We start from the raw sequence: 21,617 nt of genomic DNA on the forward strand, positions 1-21,617 counted from the left end.
TTATGACAGATAAAAATAGCGGTACTGACAGTGTCGCATTTCGGGTAGAACTCGATAGTACGAACAACAGTATTGAAGAGCTCCAAACGAAAATAGCGTTTCAAGAGCATACTATTGAAGCTTTAAACGAAGCGCTGTCTTCGCAGCAGCAACAACTAGATGAGCTTACCTATAAGTTACGCCACGTTATCGACAAGGTTAAGTCAATTGAGCCTTCGAACATGGCCAAAGACTCAGAAGAAACACCGCCTCCCCATTATTAATAACCCGAACCCTAATATTAGCTTTCGAAACATTAGCGAGTCTTGATGTAACGAAAAGGCTTGTTGTATTAGGGCGCAGAGCGCTAGGGCATAGAAAGCTAGCGCGTATCAGGTGACGTGCTTTGACTGTCTGATTCAGTGGTGTTGGTTGAATCAGGCAATGCGGGTTCAGATAAGGTTTCCAGCTCTACCGACTCTTCAATGTCGCCGCTGATTGCTTTGATAAAAGCGTTTTTGATAATGGCGCCCAGCGCACTAAATACATCGGTATCTGGGCTACTCAAATCCCCTTCAATCGGAATGCGAGTAGCGACTTGATCTTCACTTTGGTTCTCAAATATCTCAGTAATAAAAGCCGATAATAGCTCTACGGTACCTTCAAGAAATCCATCGCCATCTCGTTCAATATCGCCCTTCCATGAAAATACTTCCACATGGTGCAAAATGGGTTTTATGTAACCCTTTACTTTTCCATCATCGGCAGCGACTTCGGCAGCCAGCGTAAGTGAGCCAGCCTCTAGGTCGAATGGCGCGTAGGTATCCAGCAGGTTCTTAAAGTTAATTAGTGCCACATTGTCGGCTTGAAGATTGAGATCGAAAGTGGGATTTTGTGTGGCAGGGTTAAGCTTTGCTTTAAGGTTCAGTGTACCTTGCTGGGCAGTTTGTGCGCTCACTGTAGCGTTAGCCACCCGATTGTCAGATAACGCATCGCTATTCACTAGATTCGTGACTTCACCTTGGATATCGTGCAGCGAGATATCAATAACAGGCGAGGTTTCAGGGTTATAAAAACCAATTTTCCCATCTGAAACACTGAGTTTATCGATACTTAATGGGAATAGTTGATTTGCAATGTTGAGCCAATCTTCGTTTTTACCGGCTTGACTGTTATCACTGGTGGCACCATCGACAAAATTAATTTCAGGACGAGTAAGGTTTACAGTACCGCTTGCGGCCCCTTTGATAAGTTGGCTCCAGTTCAATGTGAACTCAACCTTATCGGCGCGAAACAAAGGCTTGTCTACTTGTCCGTTAGACTTGTACAACAACACATGCTCTAAACTATAAGCACCGCGCCATAGCATTAAATCTACGTCACCTACTCGGCCGCTGTATTCACCCGGCTGACTGAGTGTTTTATTGATATACCACTGAGCCGCATAAGGCATGCTCATACGAATGATAATGAGCAACCCAAGTACAATGGCGAGTGAAATAAATAAGTAACGATTTGCGGTTTTCATAAATACTCCTTTCAAAGAGTATTTCAAGATTTATGCCGCCCAAAGTCAGCCTAATGTAAATGTGGTGAGGTTGAATAACTCTTTTCTATCAGTGAGTTAATGTGATGGAAGATGGCGCTTTTTAACACTGCATAATGTAAAGATACGCCGAATGTGGGCGGGATCTTCACAGAATGCGTAATAGTTACTGCTTATGAGTAGTACACTGGCGCTAATGGTAATAGCGTGAACAGTGAAATCAGAAGTGACACAAACGTGATGGATGCAACCGCGAACTAGTGAGGTTTGAAAATGCCAATCACGTTTTCGTTTTCGCGGGTGGCGGCATTCACTTGTTCTTCGGTTTGCGCTTCATTGTAACCACAAGCCACGCACTCTAGCTTTTCTACGTTATTTTCGTAATATAGCGAGATAGTGTCTAACGCTTGGCATTTTGGGCAGGTAGCGCCTGCAACGAAGCGGCGTTTAATCGATTTTTGCATTGCAGCTCTCTTAACGTAATTTACTCAGTATTATACCGTGAAAAGCCATTTCCTGATCAGATTTTGATAGGAATTTGCTATTATACGCGACCTAAATTGTTCCCGCGAAGGTTATGAATGATAAAGCTTACCAACGTATCGCTAATGCGTGGCAGAAAAGTACTGCTAGAAAGTGCATCGGCGCAGGTATTTCCAGGCCATAAAGTCGCCCTTATAGGGAGCAATGGCTGTGGTAAATCGACCCTGTTTTCCTTACTGCGTAACGAAATGTCAGTAGATGCAGGCGACTGTGTAGTACCTGCTGATTGGCGTATAGTGAGTGTTGCACAAGAAACCCCTGCCACCGACAGACGTGCAATAGAGTACGTTATTGATGGTGATAGAAATCTTCGCCGTTTACAAGCACAGCTTCACCAAGCTGAGCAAGATGAAGACGGCGTATTGATTGGTAAAATTCATGGCCAACTAGAGCAAGCTGGCGCTTACGATGTAGAAGCAAGAGCCGCGACTATTCTATCAGGGCTGGGCTTTACCAACGTTCAGCTTACCGCACCGGTTACTGATTTCTCTGGTGGTTGGCGTATGCGTCTTAACTTGGCGCAAGCACTGCTATGCCCCTCTGACCTATTGTTGCTAGATGAGCCCACAAACCACTTAGATTTAGATGCCGTTATTTGGCTAGAAAAGTGGCTGCAGCGCTACGAAGGTACCTTGCTGCTCATTTCTCACGATAAAGCGTTCATTGATAACACGGTAGCGCAAATTATTAGTGTTGAGCAGCAACAGCTAATTACCTATACCGGTAACTATTCTGCCTTTGAAAGGCAGCGTGCCGAACGACTTCGTTTACAAAATATAGAGTTTGAAAAGCAGCAGCAAAAAGTGGCGCATTTAACCTCTTTTATTACCCGCTTTAAGGCCAAAGCGAGTAAAGCCAAGCAAGCGCAAAGCCGCATTAAGCAACTTGAAAAAATGGAAACGCTGTTGCCAGCTCATGCGGCTAGCCCATTCAGTTTTGAGTTCGTACCGCCTGCTGCACTGCCTAACCCCCTGGTGCAAATGGAGCACGTACAGTTAGGTTATGATGACCATATTGTATTGCAGCAAGTGAAGCTTAACTTGGTGCCAGGAAGCCGTATTGGTCTATTGGGGCGAAACGGCCAAGGTAAATCTACTCTTATCAAGTTGTTAGCTGGTGTACATGCCCCGAAACAAGGCGTTTTCGATACTGCTAAAGGCCTCAAGATTGGTTACTTTGCTCAGCATCAATTAGAAACTCTCGACCCTAACGCCACGCCTATTTTGCACTTACAGCGCATAGACGAAAAAGCTACCGAACAGCAATTGCGAGATTATTTAGGCGGTTTTGGCTTTAACGGCGATGAAGCGCTTTCAGCTGTTGCGCCTATGTCTGGTGGCGAAAAAGCGCGGTTAGTGTTAGCGCTTATTGTGTATCAAAAGCCAAACTTGTTATTGCTCGATGAGCCTACCAACCACCTTGATTTAGAAATGCGTCATGCGTTGAATATTGCGCTACAAGGCTTTGAGGGTGCCATGGTGTTGGTATCGCACGATAGATTTTTACTCTCATCGGTATGCGAAGACTTTTACTTAGTAGATAGCGGCGAAGTGGCGGCGTTCACTGGCGACTTAGACGACTACCGCGACTGGATTTTAAAGCAACAAGCCGCCGAAAAAGCCAAAGCGAACAGCGATGCGAAAGCGTTAAATGAAGACGCAAGCGCTGTTAGCGAGCGTAAAATCGATCGTAAAGAAGAAAAGCGCCGAGAAGCAGAGTTTAGAAAGCAAGTCGCACCACTGAAAAAAGCCTTAGAGAAGCACGAAAAGGCCATGGACAAATGTTCAGACGAGTTGAAAACCCTTGAAGCATCGTTATCAGATACAAGTTTGTATAACGATGATAAGAAAGCCGAGCTGATGCAACTGTTAGATAAACAGGCAAAGCTCACTCAGGAGCTTGAAGAAGAAGAGATGCAATGGCTCGATGCACAAGAGCAAATGGAGGCGCAGCGCGCAAGCTATGAAGCACAGTAATGCGATTGTAAATGCAGAAGATTTTTGGCAATACGCAGGTAGTCGCTATGGCAAAGGCGACGTAGCGCCACTTGCCATTTTGTTGCAAGACCGCCATGGTGTGAACGTAAACATACTATTGTTGATATGCTGGTGTATTGAACATGGCTTCATTATTAATTTGCCTCAGTTAAACGCGGTGATAAACGCCGTTGAAGCATCAGAGCACGCTCTTAAGCAACATCGACTTGAGCGAAAGCAAGCGAAGCCAGAAGACAAACAAGATGCAAACTACCCGCAGGCCTTAGCGAAATACAATCAGCTAAAAGATGACGAGCTGGAATTAGAAAAAGCGCAACAAGCTATTATTGTAGAAACGGTTAATAGCCTTGGTTTAGCGTCCTTGCCCTCAGGCGCCTCTAGTATGTCAGGTGTGTTCAATGCCTCTATCGCTGCACTTATTAATGGGTATAAGCTACGAGAAAAACAGGAAGCCCGTGAATTAATTAGCCAGTTACTTAAGCAATTGTCGTAGAAAAAAATAAGAAAACATCATGAGCAAAATCGCGTTATCGCATGGAAAGATTATAAAAAGCAGCTTTCGGGTACCAAGTTGGGCAAAGAACCGTCATGTTCAAACTATATGGCCACGCTTCATTCAAAAACGCTTACCGCTAAAATACAGCATGGAACGCCTAACATTGCCAGATGACGATTTTGTCGACGTTGCATGGGGGCCAAAGCCCGCAGAGCCTTCGGGCATTATTGTGATGTTCCATGGCCTTGAAGGCAGCATTCGTTCACATTACGCCAATGATATGATGGCCAATTTATCGGTAAATGGCTGGCAAGTGGTGATGATGCACTATCGTGGCTGTAGCGGTGTTCCGAACCTAAAGCCAAGAGGCTACCATTCTGGCGAGACTGGCGATCCGAGCTTTTTTCTTGATTGGCTAAACCAAAAATTCCCCCAACTCCCTAAAGTTGCTGTGGGCTTTTCGCTTGGTGGTAACATGCTGTTAAAGCTGCTTGGTGAGAACCCCGCGCAAAAGTGGCTGAATGCGGCTATTGCTATATCGTCACCGTTGAAGCTGTCTGAGTGTGCCAAATCAATTAACCACGGTTTCTCGCGGGTGTATCAGAAATACCTCTTAAACAGCATAAAAACCACGCTACGAAAGAAAATGTCGTTTATCGACTATCGTAAACTTATCCAATTAACGGGTGATGATGTTGATGGCATTTCCAGTTTTGCGCAATTTGATGAAAAAGTCACAGCGCCCTTGCATGGTTTCGAAGACGCGAACGACTATTACGAGAAGTGCAGTGCGTACCACTTCTTGAGCGCTATTCATTGCCCTACGCTTGTATTACACAGTATTGATGACCCCTTTATGAACCATTTAGTGGTGCCTAAAGAAGAAGAATTAGCACGCAATGTTACCCTTGAACTCAGTGAGCGTGGTGGCCATGTTGGCTTTATGCAAGGTTCGGTGTTTAGCCCTAAAGTGTGGCTTCATGAAAGGGTAAAAAGGTACGTTAGCGATGTACTGCCCATTAACCCCACCACGCCCTACGTGTAAGTTTCCTATCTTGTTTGCACGTTAGCTGGCTTTATCTCATGCTTAATCGTTAGCGTGAGCTCACTTTTTTCTGGAGGCAGAGATGATAATTCCAATCGACGCGGTTGATACCGAAACCCTACATAGTTTAGTGGAAGCATTTGTGCTGCGAGAAGGCACAGAATACGGCGCTGAAGACGTCACTATGGAAACCAAAGTGACACAGGTATTAGATGCGCTTAAAAGTGGTGAGGCCGTGCTAGTGTATTCAGAGCTTCACGAGAGCGTGGATATCAGACCAAAAGGCGATGTGACATCCCAAAGTGAGTCTGCTGAAGAAGAGTAGGTATACCTGCTGCTTAAAACAGAGCTTGTACGTAAATTGAAGAATAAAAAAAGCCGGGCGAGTGACCCGGCTACCTTTCATCAGGAGAGCATCCCAAAACGAGAAAGGTTTAGAAACTGTAGCGTGCAGTTACCTGCATGACGTCTAAGTCATCCATAAGCTTGTAGTTGGCACCCACGGCCCATTGAGGGGTGATGTAATAGTTCGCGCCTACTTTGAACGTGGCATCGCCATCTTCAACGTCGTAGTAGCCTACTTCGCCTAGAAGCTCAACCTGCTCAGTCACCATAGAACGAACGCCAGCATTCACACTGTAGCCCGTCTCATCATCGAAATCGCCATCGATACGCTCAAAGTTGGCGCCGAAATATGCATCGGTAGTGGCGTTAAGTGGCATTCTGTAACCAGCACCTAGGGTTAGCATATCGAAATCGAAGCTGCCTTCTTCAAAGTTGCTGTATTCACCGTTTAAGTAAATGTTGCTGTTTAATAGATATTTGCTGCTTAGTACGAAACCATCGGGTTCGAACGATTCGTTATCGTCAAAATCCATCTTGCTATAGCCGCCTTCTACATAACGCCAGTCTGGAGACTCGGCTAACGTTGCAAAAGAGGCTGCGGTAGCGGTAAGTGCTGTAAGTAAAGTGATTGCTTTGCGCATTTGAAAAAACTCCTATTTATCGCAGAAAGAAAAAATACCTGCGCTTCAAATTTTGCGAACCTGTGCATCGTGATGTGCAAACAAGTATCGCGAATTCCATCGTTAAATCTGAAGTTAGTTTTGCAAAGGGTTTGCCAATCACGATATGAACTGATGGTTAAATAGACGATTTTTCTTTAACATACAGAAAGATAGCGGTTTTTACCTAAAGCTGCTTTTTATCTCCGGAATAGATTTATCAAATAGTGTTGATTATCTGAACAACAAAATCTGCTAAATGTGTATCTAAAAAACAACACTATATCCTTTCGTCTAATGACTGGTACGTTTTTACACAGTGAAAGATGGCGCTTAAATTCAAAAAGTACTTTTGTAAATGTTTGAAAAGATGACGTTTGATGGTTATTCAACCTCTTTTAGATAAGTTGGATCATTCTTTGCAACTGCTCTTAATGAGTTCAAGCGCGGTTAATTCGCTACCCAGTTCTTCTTCCTTTATGGGTAAGCGAGGTTCCTATCAAAAAAGCACCTTTGGGCATTCATCTACGGAGTTAGCTGGTGGCTTTTTTGAACGCGTTTTGGCATAGCCCTAATTCACGGAGATTACGACATGCACCAAGAGTTTAAACAAGGCCGCTTTGATGGCGTGAAGAGCGTCAGCAAAGTAACTAAGCGACGCTCCAGGTCACTTTTCTCTCGCGTTGCGGTTGTGATTACCAGTGCGTTGTCATTATTAGTCGCGCCAGTGATTAATGCTGAAGGGGTGAGTAATAGCAACGAACCTCGTGATGCATCCCCTATTCTTCAATCTGTTATCGACGCCGCAAAAGCGTCTGCCGAGGAAAGCTATGAGCAAAACGATCATGGTCTCGATGACGGATTAAAATCAATTGATTATCAAACCTATCGGGCTATCCGCTTTAATCCTGAAAAAAGCCTGTGGAATGGCGAGAACGACTACGAAGTGCAGTTTTTTCATCCTGGCTTTCTTTATGAGCTACCTGTGACAGTTCACACTATCGATGAATCTAATAGCGCTCAGCGTATTCCCTTTTCTAGTGACATGTTCCGCTATGACGACAAAGCTGCGCCGTTAGCAGGGCTGACCAACGATAAAACGGGGTTTGCAGGCTTCCGGGTTCATTACCCATTGAAAAATGAAGCCTATAAAGATGAGTTTGCCGTATTTTTAGGGGCCTCTTATTTTCGTCTAGTGGGTAAGAACCAAGTATATGGTATTTCTGCTCGAGGGCTTGCCATTGATACTGCCCTAACGAAAGGGGAAGAATTTCCTCACTTTACTGAATTTTGGCTTATTGAGCCTAAAGAAGGCCAGCCTATTACGATTTATGCTCGACTGGAAAGTCCGTCAGTGGCCGGTGCGTACAAGTTTGTCATTGAGCCAGGCATAGATACACAAGTAGATGTGAAAAGCTGGTTGTTTGCCCGCGAAGATGTAGAAAAGCTAGGTGTCGCCCCTTTTACCAGCATGTTTCTTTATGGCGAAAACAGTGAAAAGCGCTCAGACGACTATCGCCCTGAAGTACATGACAGCGACGGTGTATTAATGGTGACACATGCAGATGAAGAGATTTGGCGTCCATTGACTAACCCAGCAAAACTACAAATTACTTCGTTAAGTGACAGCGCGCCAAAAGGTTTTGGCATGTTACAGCGCGATGGCGAGTGGGGTAACTACTTAGATGGTGAAGCAAACTATCATATTCGCCCAGGCCTTTGGGTAACGCCCACCGAAGGGTTCGAGAAAGGTCGCTTAGAGGTGGTAGAAATACCGACTAACTCAGAGACGCACGACAATATTGTGGCGTACTGGGTGCCTGAAGCGCCATTACTTAGCGGTGAATCTCGTTATTTTGCGTATACCTTAAAAACAGTAGAGCGAAACCCCGTTGTTAGCGAGTTAGCAACCGTTATTCGTACACGCCAAAGTAAACCGTCGTTACCTGGCGAGAAAGTGAAAGATGAAACAAAGCAGGCTCAGCGCCGCTTTATTGTTGATTTCTCTTCTCCTGACTTCTCATCGCCGGAACTGGCAGCACCTGAATTGTCAGCTAATGAAAATACGGCTACAAGCTTCAACCCAGACACTACCAAGCTTATTGTGCAAGGTAGCAATGGTGCAATTTCTCAGCAGCGCCTTTACCCCGTTAATGAAGGTAAAGAATGGCGCGCCACTTTTCTTCTTATGCCCAAAGACAAAAGCACGGTAGATATGCGTGCTTATATCGAGCTAGATGGCAAACGTATCAGTGAGGTTTGGAATTATGTCTATCAACCCAAGTAATGCTTCCATTTCCCCTAAATCCTCAACAAAGCGTGATCGATTCATCACGACAGGAGAGCACATGCGCTTATTTATAATGGCAATGTTAGTGCTTCCGAGTACGGCTTTGGCCGGTTGGAGCCTTTATGAAATTTTTCTTCCTAATGGGTTAACTAAACTTGAGATGGCCCAGCTTGGATTAGGCCTAATGTTGTTCGCTTGGCTGTGTATGGCCTTTTGGACCGGTATTATCGGTTTTGTACTACAACTGTTTAATATTGACCCTTTAAGCTTACGTAAAAAGCAAAGTAAGCCTGATGAAGCCACACAGTTAACTCAGCGCCATGCGGTGGTAATGCCTGTATACAATGAAGATACGCGCCGAATTATGGTGGGTTTTGAAGCGTGTGTCCGTGAGTTAATGAATACGCCACAAGCTGATCATTTCGATTTTTATATGCTAAGTGACACACGGGATCAAAACAAAGCAGATGCCGAGCTTCGCGCGTGGCAACGTATGACCAAGCGTTTAGGCAGCTACGCGTCGCAGGTATTTTATCGTCGCCGGGAAAAGAACCTTCATCGCAAAGTGGGTAACTTAAAAGAATTTTGCGAACGCTGGGGCGCGAACTACGAATCTATGATTGTATTAGATGCCGATAGTATTATGACTGGCGAGCGAATGTTAGATTTAGCCCGCCGTATTGAACAAAACCCAGATACCGCATTAGTACAAACTATCCCTATGCCGGTACGTCAAAATACCTTCTTTGGCCGCTTTGTACAATTTGCTGCGCACCTTTACAGCCCAATGCTGGCAACAGGTTTGTCATTTTGGCAAACCGATAGCGCCAACTATTGGGGTCATAACGCGATTATTCGCATTGCGCCCTTTATGCAGCATTGTGGTTTACCTAAATTAGAAGGCAGCGCCCCGTTTGGTGGTGAAATTTTAAGTCATGACTTTGTTGAAGCTGCGCTACTTCGCCGTGCAGGCTGGCAGGCCTATTTACTGACCGATACCACGGGCAGCTATGAAGAAGTCCCTAGCAACGTTGTCGATTACGCTATTCGTGATCGTCGTTGGGTACAAGGTAACATTCAGCATTTAGGTTTGCTGAACGTGAAAGGCCTGAAAGCGGCTAACCGTCTTCACTTCTTATTTGGTGCGTTTGCCTATATTTCATCACTAATACTGTTTTGTATGCTAGCGCTAGGTACAGCTGATGCACTCATCCGTGCTACGTCTGTTCCAGATTTCTTTACCTCTGAATATCAGTTATTCCCAAGCTGGCAGGTAGCCCGTCAAGATATGATGATGGTCACAATGTGGGGTACAGCTGCGTTGTTATTTTTACCTAAAGTACTAGGGATAGTATTGGCGCTTATCAAACGCAGAGAAGAGTTTGGTGGCACCTTTTCGTTACTGAAAAGTTCTGCATTAGAAATTACAATGGCCATTCTTATTGCACCGTTAATGATGTTTTATCATAGCTTCTTTGTGATCAGTGTTTTTGTTGGTCATTCTGTTAAATGGGAAGCACAAGAACGTGAAGGTAAAAAAGTACCTTGGAGTGTGGCCTTTAAGCATACTCAAATTATGAGTTGTTTAGCCGTAATTTGGGGTGTGACTACATTTTATTACACACCATCGTTATTTATGTGGTTGCTACCTGTGTTAATTGGAATGGTACTGGCTGCGCCGGTTATTCGTATTACTAGCAGTGATAATCTAGGCATACAAATGCGTAAATGGGGCGTGTTTGTTATCGACCAAGAAGTGAATGAATGCACCGCGCTTAAACGTTTGCGGGTGGCTATGAATTACTTCGCATTGTCTCAGTACAAGGCAGAAGAGCCAGCACTCCCTGAAAGTTTGTGGGTAACCATGCCTGAGCAAGTATTAAGTGAAAAGCCGCTGCCTATGCGTCCAGCATTGGTCAATAACGCGTAACGTGTTGTACACGTTAGTGGATTAAAGCGCTGAACATAATCAGCCAGACACAAAAAAGCCGGCAGCTTTACTTCAAAGGTAAAGCCCCGGCTTTTTCTATATAAGGTGTACTTACTGGGTAAAAGTTACGGAGAAAGAAACCGGAACCGTAGTAGTAATACTCTTTAGCCCTGCAATTTTTTGCAATGCTTCAATACCTGCCGTTAGTCCGAAAGACTCAGCTTTAATTAGCGTAGGCGCGGTAGTTGAAACCGTTAAAGTATCTGCGTCTACTTTGCTTGCCATTACAGAGAAGCTAGTAGGAACCGCCATACCATGCAACGTTAAAATGCCATCAACTTTGCCGCTGGCCACTTCGCCGTCGGCTAAATTCAGCATTGACTCAGGTAAGGTTGCATCGAAAGTTGCTTCAGCAAACTCTGTCACATTGAATAGCATGTTTTGCATACGTGTATTACGAATATCGATTGACGTATTTACCGACGCCAAATTAACCGTAACACGCAATTTTCCAGCATTAGATAAACTGCCTTCAAAACTATCGAATTTATGTACTTCGGTAATTTGTGAATTCTTGGTAGAAAGGAAATGCAAAACACTGGTGTCGCCATCTAGGTCCCAGTCAGCAAGTGCAGGAAACGTAAGACCGCATGCAAGCAAGGCAGTTGTTACCTTACGAATACGTGTCGTCACCATAATATTACTCCTTTAAATAATAATAATGTCCACTCGAGACTACTCGAAGATGGCATAGACCAAATAACCTAACGTACTAATTACGATGAGGGTTTACAAAATCATTATACTGGACAACATCTTTCCATGGCACTCTTTGATCGCCCATTACTACAAAATCTGGGTTCTCTAGCGAATGACGCTGGTTATAAGTAAGCGGTTCGAAGTTAGCAGCAGCAATACTGCCTCCAGCTTCAGATACTATGCACTGTGATGCACCTGTATCCCACTCACCCGTTACACCAATTCGCATAAATACATCGGCCTTACCTTCTGCAATAAAGCAGGCTTTTAGCGAACAGCTGCCTAATGGCAGGGTTTGATAAACCCGCTTTGCACACATACGACCTAATACTTTTTCGCGGCTTTGCCTACGACTAATGGCAATCATCACCACACTGTTTTTAGGATCATCAAGCTTACGGACGGCAATTTTCTCTTCCCCGTCAGGTGACGATTTATAAGCCCCTTTACCCTTCTCGGCAAAATACAGCGATTGCCCAGGGGGCCAGAAAATAACACCAATTTTAGGCTGATTATTTTCAATAAGTGCGATGTTCACCGCAAAGTCACCGCTTCTGGCGATAAACTCTTGGGTGCCGTCGATAGGATCGATAAGCCAATAACGCGGCCAATCTTTTCGCTCTTCCAAGCTGGCATGCTTATTTTCTTCAGACAGAATAGGAATGTCGGGGGTGGCGTCGCTTAAGCGTTTAACAATAATATCGTTGGCAAGGTAGTCGGCGCTAGTAACTGGAGAATCGTCTTCTTTTTGGTAAGCGTCAAAATCGCCTTTATCATACACTTTAAGCACAGCTTCGCCGGCTTCAACGGCAACGGTTTTTGCGAGCTCTAATAGTTCGCTGTGGGGGTGTTCATCGGGCATAATCTATTGGTCCTTCAACCATTTTTGAGCAAGTAACAGCGCAGCGATACAGCGGGCTTCAACAAAATCTTCACGAGCCAGTAACGCGTCTGCTTCAGCAAGGGGCCAGTGAATCACTTCCAATGGCTCAGGTTCATCACCCTCTAGTTGTTCAGGGTATAAATCTCTTGCTATTACAATGGTCATGTTGGCATTAAAAAAGGTAGGTGCCATGCTAACTTTGTGTAATTCAATCAGCTCATTCGCACCAAAACCTGCTTCTTCTTTCAATTCTCTATCGGCGGCTTCAATGGCGGTTTCACCTGGGTCGATAAGGCCTTTTGGAAAGCCAAGTTGATAGGAGTGAGTACCTGCGGCATATTCACGAATCAATACCATGGTATTTTTATCAATCATGGGAACAATCATGACGGCGCCACGATTGCCACCTGCCATCCGTTCAAACTCTCGCGTTGCGCCATTAGAAAACTCTAAGTCTAGGCGCTCTACGCGAAAAAGCTTACTTTGGGCAACAATTTCCCGATTGTGAATTTGCGGTAACGGCTTGTTCGGGTCAATTTTTCGCATGTCTCTTGCTACAACTTTGTTATCATACCTACTGTAACTAGCTTACTTCATTATAAGGAAAATCGCTTGCCCTTTCTGCCCTGGAATGAAATTGATACGGTGTTGTTAGATATGGACGGCACCCTACTGGATTTGCACTACGACAACCGGTTTTGGCTAGACCATTTGCCAACGCGTTTGGCTGAAATCAAAGGTATTCCTGAACAAGAATGTCGTGACATGATGGCCTCACATTATGAAAAAGTGCACGGTCAAATTCAGTGGTATTGCCTCGACTATTGGGCAGAAACACTGGATATCGATATTATGCCGATAAAGCGCGAGTTGGCGCACCTTATTGAAATTCGTCCCGATACCGTCCCTTTCTTAGAGGCGTTGCATCAGTCTGGTCGCGAGGTGGTGTTAGTTACTAATGCACACCCTGGTAGTTTGTCGTTAAAAATAGAGCGTACGCAGTTAGACGCACATATTGATAACTTAATCTCCACCCATGAGTTTGGTGTCACTAAAGAGTCGCAGTTGCTGTGGCAGAAGCTACACGCACGCTTAAACTTCAACCCAGCGAGAACCTTGTTTGTAGACGATACAATACGAATATTAGATGCGGCAAAAGAGTTTGGTATAAAGCACCTTCTTGCGGTTGATAATCCTGACAACACTTTACCGAACCGTAATATTACCGAATTTCCTGCTGTTACCGACTATCGTTTAATGTTAGATGATATTTTGGCAAACCCTGTCTCTAGCAACGAAGGAGGTAAACATGCTGAGTAAATTATTTGTAGGGTCTAAAAACCCGGTTAAGGTAAATGCGGCGCACATCACGTTATCCATTACCTTAGAGCAAGATTTCGATGTTTACGAAGTGGGCGTACCTAGTGGAGTTTCTGAGCAGCCTATGAGCGAAGAAGAAACGCGGCTAGGCGCGGTAAACCGCGTAAAAGCACTTATTGATATGCACAAAGACGAGACAAACGATTCGTGGTATGTGGCTATTGAAGGTGGTGTTGATGTATTCGAAGATGGTCCTGCTACCTTTGCTTACGTGGCGATTTATAACGGCGGGCGCATGTCGATAGGCCGAAGTGCCAATTTGCCGTTACCGGTTAGTGTGTATCAAGCATTGCAGCGGGGCGAAGAACTAGGCCCTGTAATGGATAAGTTATTCAATACTACTAATGTGAAGCAAAAAGGGGGCGCCATCGGCTTGCTTACCCTTAATCATGCTTCGAGACAAAGTGTTTATGAAGTCGCGCTTACGTTAGCCATGGCAAAGTTTCATTTTCCCGATTTATATACCGATTGATATACAACATATACGCTGCTAGTTGCCTTTGAAATAACATCGTAAACCGCAGTGTTTTACTCAAAAATACTCTGTAAGCCCTACCGAAATGGTGACAAATTTCCGTAATAATTTCTTATCGGGCTTTTCTCGAATATCGCTCATAATGTCTAATCATTAGTCTATCTTGTTGATCTTTCGTTAGAAACATTAGCCTGGCTAATCTGGCGCTGTAGTTGCACTACTTCCCATCACAAACGGATTAAGGAGTGTGACAATGAGCGATACAATCAACACGTATAACCCTGCAACGGGTGAGAAGCTAGATCATTATCATTTAATGTCAGCGGATGATGCAGAGCAAGCGGTAACCCGCTCGCAAGAAGCCTACTTAAACTGGCGCAGAACTTCTTTTGACGCCCGTGCCCAATTATTCAATAACCTTGCTGATTTGATGGAAGAGCGTATTGACGACTTAACCAGCCTGATGACCCGAGAAATGGGTAAGGTAGCTGAGCAAGGTAGGCAAGAAGTGCAGCTATGTGCAAATATCTGTCGTTATACGGCAGAACATGGCGCTGAAATTCTTGAAGATGAACATCGTATTTTTGAAGGTGGTCGTGCCATCATCAGTTACCAGCCTATTGGCGTGATCTTAGGTATTCAGCCTTGGAATTTCCCCCTTTATCAGGTTATTCGCTACAGTGTTTCAAACATTATGGCGGGTAATACCACGGTACTTAAGCATGCTAAAAACGTATTTGGTATGGCCGTGGCTATCCAACAAATGTATGAAGATGCTGGTTTCCCTAAAAACGTTTATCAGTCGCTATTGATTGATGGCGGTACAGCGAGTGACTTAATTAAACATAAGCATGTTCGCGGCGTAACCTTCACAGGTAGTGACGAAGTGGGCAAGCAGGTTGCTAAAGAAGCAGCAAGTTTGTCGAAAAAGACAGTGATGGAGCTAGGCAGTAACGATGCGTTCATCGTGCTAGCAGATGCTGACATCGACCAAGCGGTTGAAACCTGTATTAAAGGCCGTGTTATCAACAATGGTGAAACCTGTGTAGCAGCCAAGCGCTTTGTTATCGTCGATAGTATTTATGATGAGTTCAGAGATAAGTTTGTTGCCCAGTGTAAGAAACTTAAAGTAGGCGACCCAGCGGATGAAAATACCGACTTAGGCCCTATGGCCCGTGAAGATTTACGCGATGAATTACACGAGCAAGTGAAAACGTCATTGGACGCAGGGGCAACTTTATCACTCGGCGGTGAAGTACCAGATAGTAGTGGTTATTTTTACCCTATCACTGTATTAGAAAATGTTTCACCAGGCATGCCGGCGTACGACGATGAATTATTTGGCCCAGTGGCTTCGCTAATTCGCGTTCGTGACGACAAGGAAGCCATGACAGTAGCAAATGATTCACGCTACGGTCTTGGTGGTGGTATCTTTAGTACTGATACCGACAACGCTATCGCCCTTGCCAAAAACGAGTTCGATACGGGTATGGTAAACATTAACGGTTATTCGTTAGCTCAGCCTAACTTGCCATTTGGCGGTGTTAAAGATAGTGGTTACGGTCGTGAGCACGGTGGCTATGGTATGCGTGAATTCGTTAATATCAAAACCATCATGATCGCAGAGCAGCAAAACAGCTAAGCGTACCAATGCGGTTAGCCCACAGTGTTGGGCTAATCTGCAACAAGGCGCTGAATAGGAGTACGTAGTATGTTAGTCACATCCATGAAATCTAGTTCAGCCCGTGTTGCGAAGCCGCACTGTTCTAATGTAGGTACAAAACTAAGTATTGGGCTGGGGTTACTTACCTCAGCCTTTTTTGTTTGTGCAGCGCCTTCGGCCAACCCGACAGCCAATCCAATAGCCAATCCAATAGCAAGACCTGGTGATTCCGTTCAGAAGTCGTTGCCGCAGCATGCATCAACGGATACAAGCGCCACTACCGTATGTGAAGGAGTTTCATTACAAGTGCTTGGCTCTGGCGGTCCAGAACTCGATGATGGGCGTGCTTCTGCATCCTACCTTCTTTGGAAAGACGAAAAGGCTAACGTGTTGGTAGATGCTGGGAGTGGAAGTAGTGTTCAATTTGGCGCGTCGGGTGCTGATTTTACCGATGTAGACACCATCTTATTATCTCATTTGCATACTGATCATGCCGCCGACCTACCCAGTTTTATCAAGGGAAGTTATTTCACACGTCGAGATACAGATTTAACCGTCTATGGCCCTGCAGGTAACGACCTTATGCCAAGTACTCAAGCGTATCTCGATGCGCTGATAGGTAAAGAAGGGGCATTTAAATACCTGTCTTCTTATACCCAAGAAGGTGAAGATGATTATAAGGTGTCTGCACACACTGTTGCAGATACCACTTTTTCCACATCCATTAGTGATGATATCAGCATAGAGGCTATATCGGTGCACCATGGCCCAATCCCTGCGTTGGCGTGGAAAGTTACTATTGATAAATGTGTTGCCGTATTTTCAGGCGACACCAACAATGCGGATGGAACATTAGCTAACTTTGCTAAGCATGCCGATGTGCTTGTGTTACATAATGCTATTGAAGATATTGAAAAGGGAGCGGGTAGCGCAGCCACCAACTTACATATGACGCCTAAGCAAATTATTGAAATTGCTAAAGAGTCCGAAGCAAAACGTATTGTGCTTTCTCATATAATGAAGCGCAGCGAAGCAGGGCTAGATGGGCTTACTGAGGCTATTGCGGTTATTGCTCCCGGTCGGGTGTTTGCCGCGCAAGACCTAATGAATATTCCATTGGTTAGCGACCTTACTCGTGAAGAAGGCCGCTAACTTATATAGCATTGCGCCTATTGTAATTTAATGGCGATATAACCATTCGCATCGGGTTGTCCGAAGAATTTAGACGCCTGATGTACTTCTTGAGGAAGGCTATCATCTGGCTTAAATTTCCCGTCTACCTTAACTTTTTTCATGTCTGGGCTAACTACAGCATCAATAGAAAGGCCAAGTAGATTTGGCTCGCTGACCACAATACCAATGTCGTCACCCACACAGCGAAGTTTGGCAGAATAAGTGCCAAAGTCGATTGGGCCTTGTGTACCTGCAACGGCGGCATTCAACCAATCACCTGTGCCTTGTAGCGCCACACACTGAGGGCCAAAGGTAAGTTCGTCGAGCTTCACTTTAAATCGCCCGCTGGCGTTAACTGGCAGAGGCAAATTCACTTGCGCCAACACGCGGTCTACGGGGAGATAAACTGAAAAGTTTGTGGTTTCTACTTTGTTTGTATTAAACAAACTGGTTTTAAATGGCCCTTCAAAAGCAATGTCGTTTACATCGCGAATGTTACCCGCTTTTACATGCGCGCTTACCTTTCCAATCAGCAACGCAAGGGGGCTAAGCTCCCAATTAACGTTATTAATAGGGAGTCCGTTCACCACGATGGTTTGCGCCTTACCCGTCCATAATGTGCCACTGACACCGCTTATCGATACATTTTTTGGCAAGTCTACTCTGCCAATCACCTGAATAGCAGGCATGTAAGCAATTGCAAAAATTAGAAAGGCAACAATGCCACCCACTAGCCAACCAAACTTAGACTTCATGCTTTTCCTAACTGTAAACGGCGAACTTTGATGTAACCTGGATCATCAGCTTCAGCAATATCGGCCTGAATGATGACAATGCCCATGCCTTCAAGGGTTTTTAACCATTCCAGCACATCATTAAAAGGGGCTTGGTCTATCCAAACTTGTAACTCATCATCTTGCGGTTGCATACGCGAAATAGCGATGCTGTGACTTGACGTAGTGCGGTTAACGGCTTGAGGTAGTGAGCCTCGAAAAGGCGTAGCGCGGTTGCTGCTTTTTCTGAGTTGTTGAGCGCGAACGGCACTGTCTTTTACCCATACCAGCAAGCTTTGTTGGTTATCTAGCAATTGCTTTTGCTGATGCAAAGCTGCATTAAGGGGCGACCAAATCAAAAAATAAAATAAACCAATAACCACTACCACAGCAGAGATCATTACCAGTATTTGCTCGCGCTCAGTAAGCGCTTTAAATTTGCTAACTAGTGCGTTCACAACACACTCCTAATTGATACCGTGCCAATCACATTGTCATCACGGTTATTGATAGCCCCTTGCTCTACGGTAAATCCAGCACCTTCCGCCTGTCGGCGAAATTGCTCTAATGCCTCAAAGCTTTTACCTTGCGCTTGAATACGAATTTCGGTGCGGGTGGCATCAAACCGTAAAGTTTGTGGTTTTACTTGTGTGCTAGCAAAGGCTTCTGAAAGCTGATCTAGCATCACTAACATAGAGGCGTCGCCGCCAGTTTTTGATAATTTATCGAGCTCATATTGCAGCTTAAGCTTCACGTTACGATAAACGCCAATATTGGGGAACCCAGATTTTACCGCTTGATCTATTTCACTGGAGAGCGCCGCGTTATCAGATTTCAGCTGGTACAGGGTAACGGTTTTATCAACCAGGCTGGTACATAACACCAGTACCGCTAATACAGCCGCGACACGCCATTGTGCCCACGCATTATTACGAGTACGTTTTACTTTATACTCGCCCTGAAGCAAGTTGAAACTGCTCGACATCGCCTCTTTGGCTAACACATGCATAGGTAGCTCAAGAGGGGCGTCATTTACCGTGATATTCGGCACACCACTTAAATCAATACCCGCATAGTTGGTAATGACAACCGGGGCTTCTTGTTGGCTGGTGAAATGGCCCAGGGTGGGTAACAACCACGCTTGCTCGCCCTGTATACCTTGAAAGGTATCTTGGCGTACCAACATTTGCTCGCCTAGGGTGAGTACAGACCAACCGTTTTCAGTTACCGGTACGGCGAGTACATCAGGAATTAGATGGTTACAGAACAAGCCTGCATCAGCTAACCATTGCTGCCACATTTGAAGTTTTGCATGACTTACCACGGCAACGGCTTGGCTATCGCCTACTTTAGGACCAATAGCAAAAAACTGTTCGCTAATATCAGTGGCTAATTCATCTTCAAGCATGAAGGGCAAAGCAGAAAGTACCTTTCTACCCGCTCTTGGCGGTAAAGCTACCCATTTAAGTAATATTTCGCTGCTAGGTGCTAATGCAATTACCGCACGGTGCCCAGCGCGTTCCGCTAAGGTAGAAAGGGCGTCGGCATTGGGAAGTTCACCAGAAGCGATAATTTCTTCTTCGGCTGTAGACCATACTAGCCAGCTAATTGGGTCGGCCTCGGTGGCACCTAACCTAATCAGGAGTTGTTCCATTATTTTACGCCTCCAAACTCGCGCTTTATTATTTTTACGCCCGCGTCACTACTTGCGTTAAATACGGTAGAAAGTTGAAACGTTGCTTTATTGTAACGGGTCTTAGTGTGCAAAATAAAATACTCAGTGGTTACCGTAAACCATTCTTTTCGGCTATCAGATAAACTTAATGCTTCAACACTCGGCTCGGCCAGAAATTCGCTTACGTCTTCCCAGCCATCTTGTGGGCGGTTACCCAGCAAGCTAGTGGCTTGTTGTAAATCTAACCCCGTTAAGCCGGCTAATAGCGCTGCATGTTCTTCATCTATGGTATTCACATTAATGGCTAGGGTGTCGTTGTCGGGAATTACGCAAACCAGAGGAAGAATTTCATTCAACCAAACCGCAGAGACACCATTAATAATACGCAATTCGCTTGTCGATGCCAGTAGTCCGTTTGCTGCTAAGTAAGGAAACTCTCTCGACTCATACTCGCTATCTTCTGCGCCATAAGGGCGCATATTGTCATCCTCATCTACCCAGTCGGCCAAACTGTCTCGCACGGTATCAGCGGTAAAGCTGTTTAGATCGTCAATTTCAAGGGCCAAAAGCATAGTGTGAAAGGCATCCATCGCTTCGGTAGCGCCATCACCACTATTCACGTTTGCGCTAGCGCTGCCTTGTAGAATAGCGTTTAGGTTAAAGCATGCTTGAAGGTCGGTAAGGTTCGCTTGTAAACCGCCATTGTCTAACGGGTACATAAATTCCTGTGCCCAAGGCTGGTCTAGCGAAATTTTATCACCGGTTTCTTCCATCAAGGTTTGAAGCGACTTTCTTGCAAAGGCCTCGGCTCCCAAGGCATACCAGTACGCTTGATTACTGTCTTTAATATTCATGGTGCGCTGAACTTGCAACTGCAAGCGGGTACCCATTTCAGTGGCCAATACAGATACCAGCGCTACAATCATCAGCACAATCATAAGCGCCACGCCTTGTTGGCGAGAAGGCTGCGAACGGGGTGTTTTTGTAGGCGCTTTGATAGCCGTTTTAATAAGAATGCCCATTACGCCGAACCTCCTGTTAAGGCAAACTCACGACGTACTAAACCAAAATCTTTACTCACAAACTCAATCGCCACCGCAGTGGGTAACGCTTCACCTTGGTAACTTTCACTCCAACTTAGATCGTCGCTGTCATCAGTACTACTTTCAGCGCTAATGAATTCAACGGTAAAGCTTTCTATATTTTCAAGCAGGGTACGGGTCTTAGGTTCATAGCCAATAACATTATCGACGTAGTTGCTATAAAGGCGTTCTAGTCGGTCTTCATCAAGGCGATATGCCACATATTGTAGGGTGCTTCGGGGCAACATGAGTTGAGGGTTGTGCCAACCGCCGCGCACAAAGCCAATACCATCGCCGTCACTATCATCTACCTCGCCGCCAGCCATTACTACGGTTTGGGTTTCCCCTTCAGCGCGAACTGGCCGTGGCACCGCTTGTTGAATATCACGCTCTATGATGACCATGGCACGTTGTAGTTGTTGTAACTTCTCAAAGCGCTCGCTAGATAAGTCGTTGCTATCAATTACCGTGGTTAGCAGGCCTGTAGATGCCAAACCAATGAGCGTAAAAATAGCCATGGCAATCAGAATTTCAATGAGAGTAAATCCGCGCTGCTTCATTAAATGCCTGCGCTGGTGGGCTTGGCCACAAAGGTAGTTACTGACGTGACACTGCCAGAATAATCTGAATCTAAGCCTACGCTGATACTTACCGAGCGAAGTTCATCGTCGTTGGTTTTAGTTACTTTTTGCTGCCAATACCAAGTACGGTCAGCCATTTCCATGCTGCCTTTTAAATTGTTCTTAGGTGGCCAAGTATCATCAAGCTGTAACTGGTTAAGCCGGTTACTGGCAACATAGCTGGCAAAGGTTACCGCTTCAATTTGCCCTACGTTATTTAAGTGATCCCCTGCGGCCTTTAGAATAGCCGTACCGGTTAAGGCAAAAATAAGCAGTGCCACCATGACTTCAAGCAGTGTCATGC

General features: G+C 45.1%; 23 protein-coding genes. 11 read left to right on the forward strand and 12 right to left on the reverse strand.

The annotated features are described in order from the left end of the window. Nucleotides 1-2 precede the first annotated feature (2 nt). On the forward strand, nucleotides 3-263 hold the full coding sequence (locus AAC006_RS04640) for a SlyX family protein (protein WP_013786694.1): 261 nt from the start codon (nucleotides 3-5) through the stop codon (nucleotides 261-263). Between the two features lie 98 nt (nucleotides 264-361). Here the strand turns inward: AAC006_RS04640 and AAC006_RS04645 are convergent, their stop codons facing one another. Further along, complete coding sequence (locus AAC006_RS04645) at nucleotides 362-1,507, reverse strand: DUF748 domain-containing protein (RefSeq protein WP_126872122.1); 1,146 nt, start codon at nucleotides 1,505-1,507, stop codon at nucleotides 362-364. A gap of 275 nt (nucleotides 1,508-1,782) precedes the next feature. Then, entirely contained in the window at nucleotides 1,783-1,989 is a 207-nt protein-coding gene (locus tag AAC006_RS04650; protein ID WP_013786692.1) for a YheV family putative zinc ribbon protein, read from the reverse strand. 117 nt (nucleotides 1,990-2,106) lie between these two features. On the opposite strand from AAC006_RS04650, the gene AAC006_RS04655 reads away from it, so the two are divergent. The 4 genes from AAC006_RS04655 (at nucleotide 2,107) to AAC006_RS04670 (ending at nucleotide 5,931) form a co-directional block, all read left to right on the forward strand. After that, a complete protein-coding gene (locus AAC006_RS04655; RefSeq protein ID WP_126872121.1) occupies nucleotides 2,107-4,044 on the forward strand; it encodes an ATP-binding cassette domain-containing protein in 1,938 nt (645 codons plus the stop codon). Beyond that, nucleotides 4,031-4,558: a TIGR02444 family protein gene (locus tag AAC006_RS04660; protein ID WP_126872120.1), complete on the forward strand. Its 528-nt coding sequence runs from the start codon at nucleotides 4,031-4,033 to the stop codon at nucleotides 4,556-4,558. Before AAC006_RS04655 ends, AAC006_RS04660 begins: the two co-directional genes overlap by 14 nt. 19 nt (nucleotides 4,559-4,577) lie before the next feature. Beyond that, nucleotides 4,578-5,606, forward strand: coding sequence for a hydrolase (locus AAC006_RS04665; protein WP_126872119.1), 1,029 nt, complete (start codon nucleotides 4,578-4,580; stop codon nucleotides 5,604-5,606). 82 nt (nucleotides 5,607-5,688) lie between these two features. Then, nucleotides 5,689-5,931, forward strand: a complete 243-nt coding sequence (locus AAC006_RS04670) for a YheU family protein (RefSeq protein WP_013786688.1) — start codon at nucleotides 5,689-5,691, stop codon at nucleotides 5,929-5,931. A 109-nt stretch (nucleotides 5,932-6,040) separates the two neighbouring features. Here the strand turns inward: AAC006_RS04670 and AAC006_RS04675 are convergent, their stop codons facing one another. Further along, nucleotides 6,041-6,592, reverse strand: a complete 552-nt coding sequence (locus AAC006_RS04675; protein WP_126872118.1) for an outer membrane beta-barrel protein — start codon at nucleotides 6,590-6,592, stop codon at nucleotides 6,041-6,043. 610 nt (nucleotides 6,593-7,202) lie between these two features. Here AAC006_RS04675 and AAC006_RS04680 point away from each other — a divergent pair. After that, nucleotides 7,203-8,897, forward strand: coding sequence for a glucan biosynthesis protein G (locus AAC006_RS04680; protein ID WP_126872117.1), 1,695 nt, complete (start codon nucleotides 7,203-7,205; stop codon nucleotides 8,895-8,897). Next, a complete protein-coding gene (gene mdoH / locus AAC006_RS04685; protein WP_041452640.1) occupies nucleotides 8,878-10,830 on the forward strand; it encodes a glucans biosynthesis glucosyltransferase MdoH in 1,953 nt (650 codons plus the stop codon). The genes AAC006_RS04680 and mdoH overlap by 20 nt, the downstream gene beginning before the upstream one ends. A gap of 111 nt (nucleotides 10,831-10,941) precedes the next feature. Here mdoH and AAC006_RS04690 read toward each other — a convergent pair whose 3' ends face one another. The 3 genes from AAC006_RS04690 to nudE all read right to left on the reverse strand — a co-directional run bounded on the left by AAC006_RS04690 (nucleotide 10,942) and on the right by nudE (nucleotide 13,018). Further along, the gene (locus tag AAC006_RS04690) at nucleotides 10,942-11,526 is read right to left on the reverse strand and encodes a YceI family protein (RefSeq protein ID WP_126872116.1); all 585 of its coding nucleotides are present in this window, start codon (nucleotides 11,524-11,526) and stop codon (nucleotides 10,942-10,944) included. Nucleotides 11,527-11,602: 76 nt separating this feature from the next. Next, nucleotides 11,603-12,451 carry a 3'(2'),5'-bisphosphate nucleotidase CysQ gene (gene cysQ / locus AAC006_RS04695; protein WP_013786682.1) on the reverse strand — a complete coding sequence of 283 codons (849 nt, stop codon included), beginning with the start codon at nucleotides 12,449-12,451 and terminating at the stop codon, nucleotides 11,603-11,605. A 3-nt stretch (nucleotides 12,452-12,454) separates the two neighbouring features. Then, nucleotides 12,455-13,018 carry an ADP compounds hydrolase NudE gene (gene nudE, locus AAC006_RS04700; protein ID WP_013786681.1) on the reverse strand — a complete coding sequence of 188 codons (564 nt, stop codon included), beginning with the start codon at nucleotides 13,016-13,018 and terminating at the stop codon, nucleotides 12,455-12,457. A 66-nt stretch (nucleotides 13,019-13,084) separates the two neighbouring features. Between nudE and yrfG the strand changes: the two genes are divergently transcribed. The 4 genes from yrfG to AAC006_RS04720 all read left to right on the forward strand — a co-directional run bounded on the left by yrfG (nucleotide 13,085) and on the right by AAC006_RS04720 (nucleotide 17,142). Further along, entirely contained in the window at nucleotides 13,085-13,792 is a 708-nt protein-coding gene (gene yrfG / locus AAC006_RS04705) for a GMP/IMP nucleotidase (protein ID WP_126872114.1), read from the forward strand. Continuing rightward, a complete protein-coding gene (gene yjjX, locus AAC006_RS04710) occupies nucleotides 13,782-14,324 on the forward strand; it encodes an inosine/xanthosine triphosphatase (RefSeq protein ID WP_013786679.1) in 543 nt (180 codons plus the stop codon). Before yrfG ends, yjjX begins: the two co-directional genes overlap by 11 nt. Before the next feature lie 256 nt (nucleotides 14,325-14,580). After that, complete coding sequence (locus AAC006_RS04715; protein ID WP_126872113.1) at nucleotides 14,581-15,969, forward strand: NAD-dependent succinate-semialdehyde dehydrogenase; 1,389 nt, start codon at nucleotides 14,581-14,583, stop codon at nucleotides 15,967-15,969. 69 nt (nucleotides 15,970-16,038) lie between these two features. Then, a complete protein-coding gene (locus tag AAC006_RS04720) occupies nucleotides 16,039-17,142 on the forward strand; it encodes an MBL fold metallo-hydrolase (protein ID WP_339890795.1) in 1,104 nt (367 codons plus the stop codon). Between the two features lie 17 nt (nucleotides 17,143-17,159). Here the strand turns inward: AAC006_RS04720 and AAC006_RS04725 are convergent, their stop codons facing one another. The 6 genes from AAC006_RS04725 to gspI are packed head-to-tail and all read right to left on the reverse strand — an operon-like array spanning nucleotide 17,160 to nucleotide 21,615. Then, a complete protein-coding gene (locus AAC006_RS04725) occupies nucleotides 17,160-17,918 on the reverse strand; it encodes a type II secretion system protein N (protein ID WP_013786676.1) in 759 nt (252 codons plus the stop codon). Beyond that, nucleotides 17,915-18,394: a type II secretion system protein M gene (locus tag AAC006_RS04730; protein ID WP_013786675.1), complete on the reverse strand. Its 480-nt coding sequence runs from the start codon at nucleotides 18,392-18,394 to the stop codon at nucleotides 17,915-17,917. Before AAC006_RS04730 ends, AAC006_RS04725 begins: the two co-directional genes overlap by 4 nt. Continuing rightward, nucleotides 18,391-19,590 carry a type II secretion system protein GspL gene (gene gspL / locus AAC006_RS04735; RefSeq protein ID WP_129740434.1) on the reverse strand — a complete coding sequence of 400 codons (1,200 nt, stop codon included), beginning with the start codon at nucleotides 19,588-19,590 and terminating at the stop codon, nucleotides 18,391-18,393. The genes AAC006_RS04730 and gspL overlap by 4 nt, the downstream gene beginning before the upstream one ends. Then, nucleotides 19,590-20,633 carry a type II secretion system minor pseudopilin GspK gene (gene gspK, locus AAC006_RS04740; RefSeq protein WP_288389466.1) on the reverse strand — a complete coding sequence of 348 codons (1,044 nt, stop codon included), beginning with the start codon at nucleotides 20,631-20,633 and terminating at the stop codon, nucleotides 19,590-19,592. Before gspK ends, gspL begins: the two co-directional genes overlap by 1 nt. Further along, entirely contained in the window at nucleotides 20,633-21,253 is a 621-nt protein-coding gene (gene gspJ, locus AAC006_RS04745; RefSeq protein WP_013786672.1) for a type II secretion system minor pseudopilin GspJ, read from the reverse strand. Before gspJ ends, gspK begins: the two co-directional genes overlap by 1 nt. Next, nucleotides 21,253-21,615, reverse strand: a complete 363-nt coding sequence (gene gspI, locus AAC006_RS04750) for a type II secretion system minor pseudopilin GspI (protein WP_126872145.1) — start codon at nucleotides 21,613-21,615, stop codon at nucleotides 21,253-21,255. Before gspI ends, gspJ begins: the two co-directional genes overlap by 1 nt. Nucleotides 21,616-21,617 lie beyond the last annotated feature (2 nt).

The sequence above is a fragment of the uncultured Alteromonas sp. genome (assembly GCF_963976965.1).
GTDB lineage: Bacteria > Pseudomonadota > Gammaproteobacteria > Enterobacterales > Alteromonadaceae > Alteromonas > Alteromonas naphthalenivorans.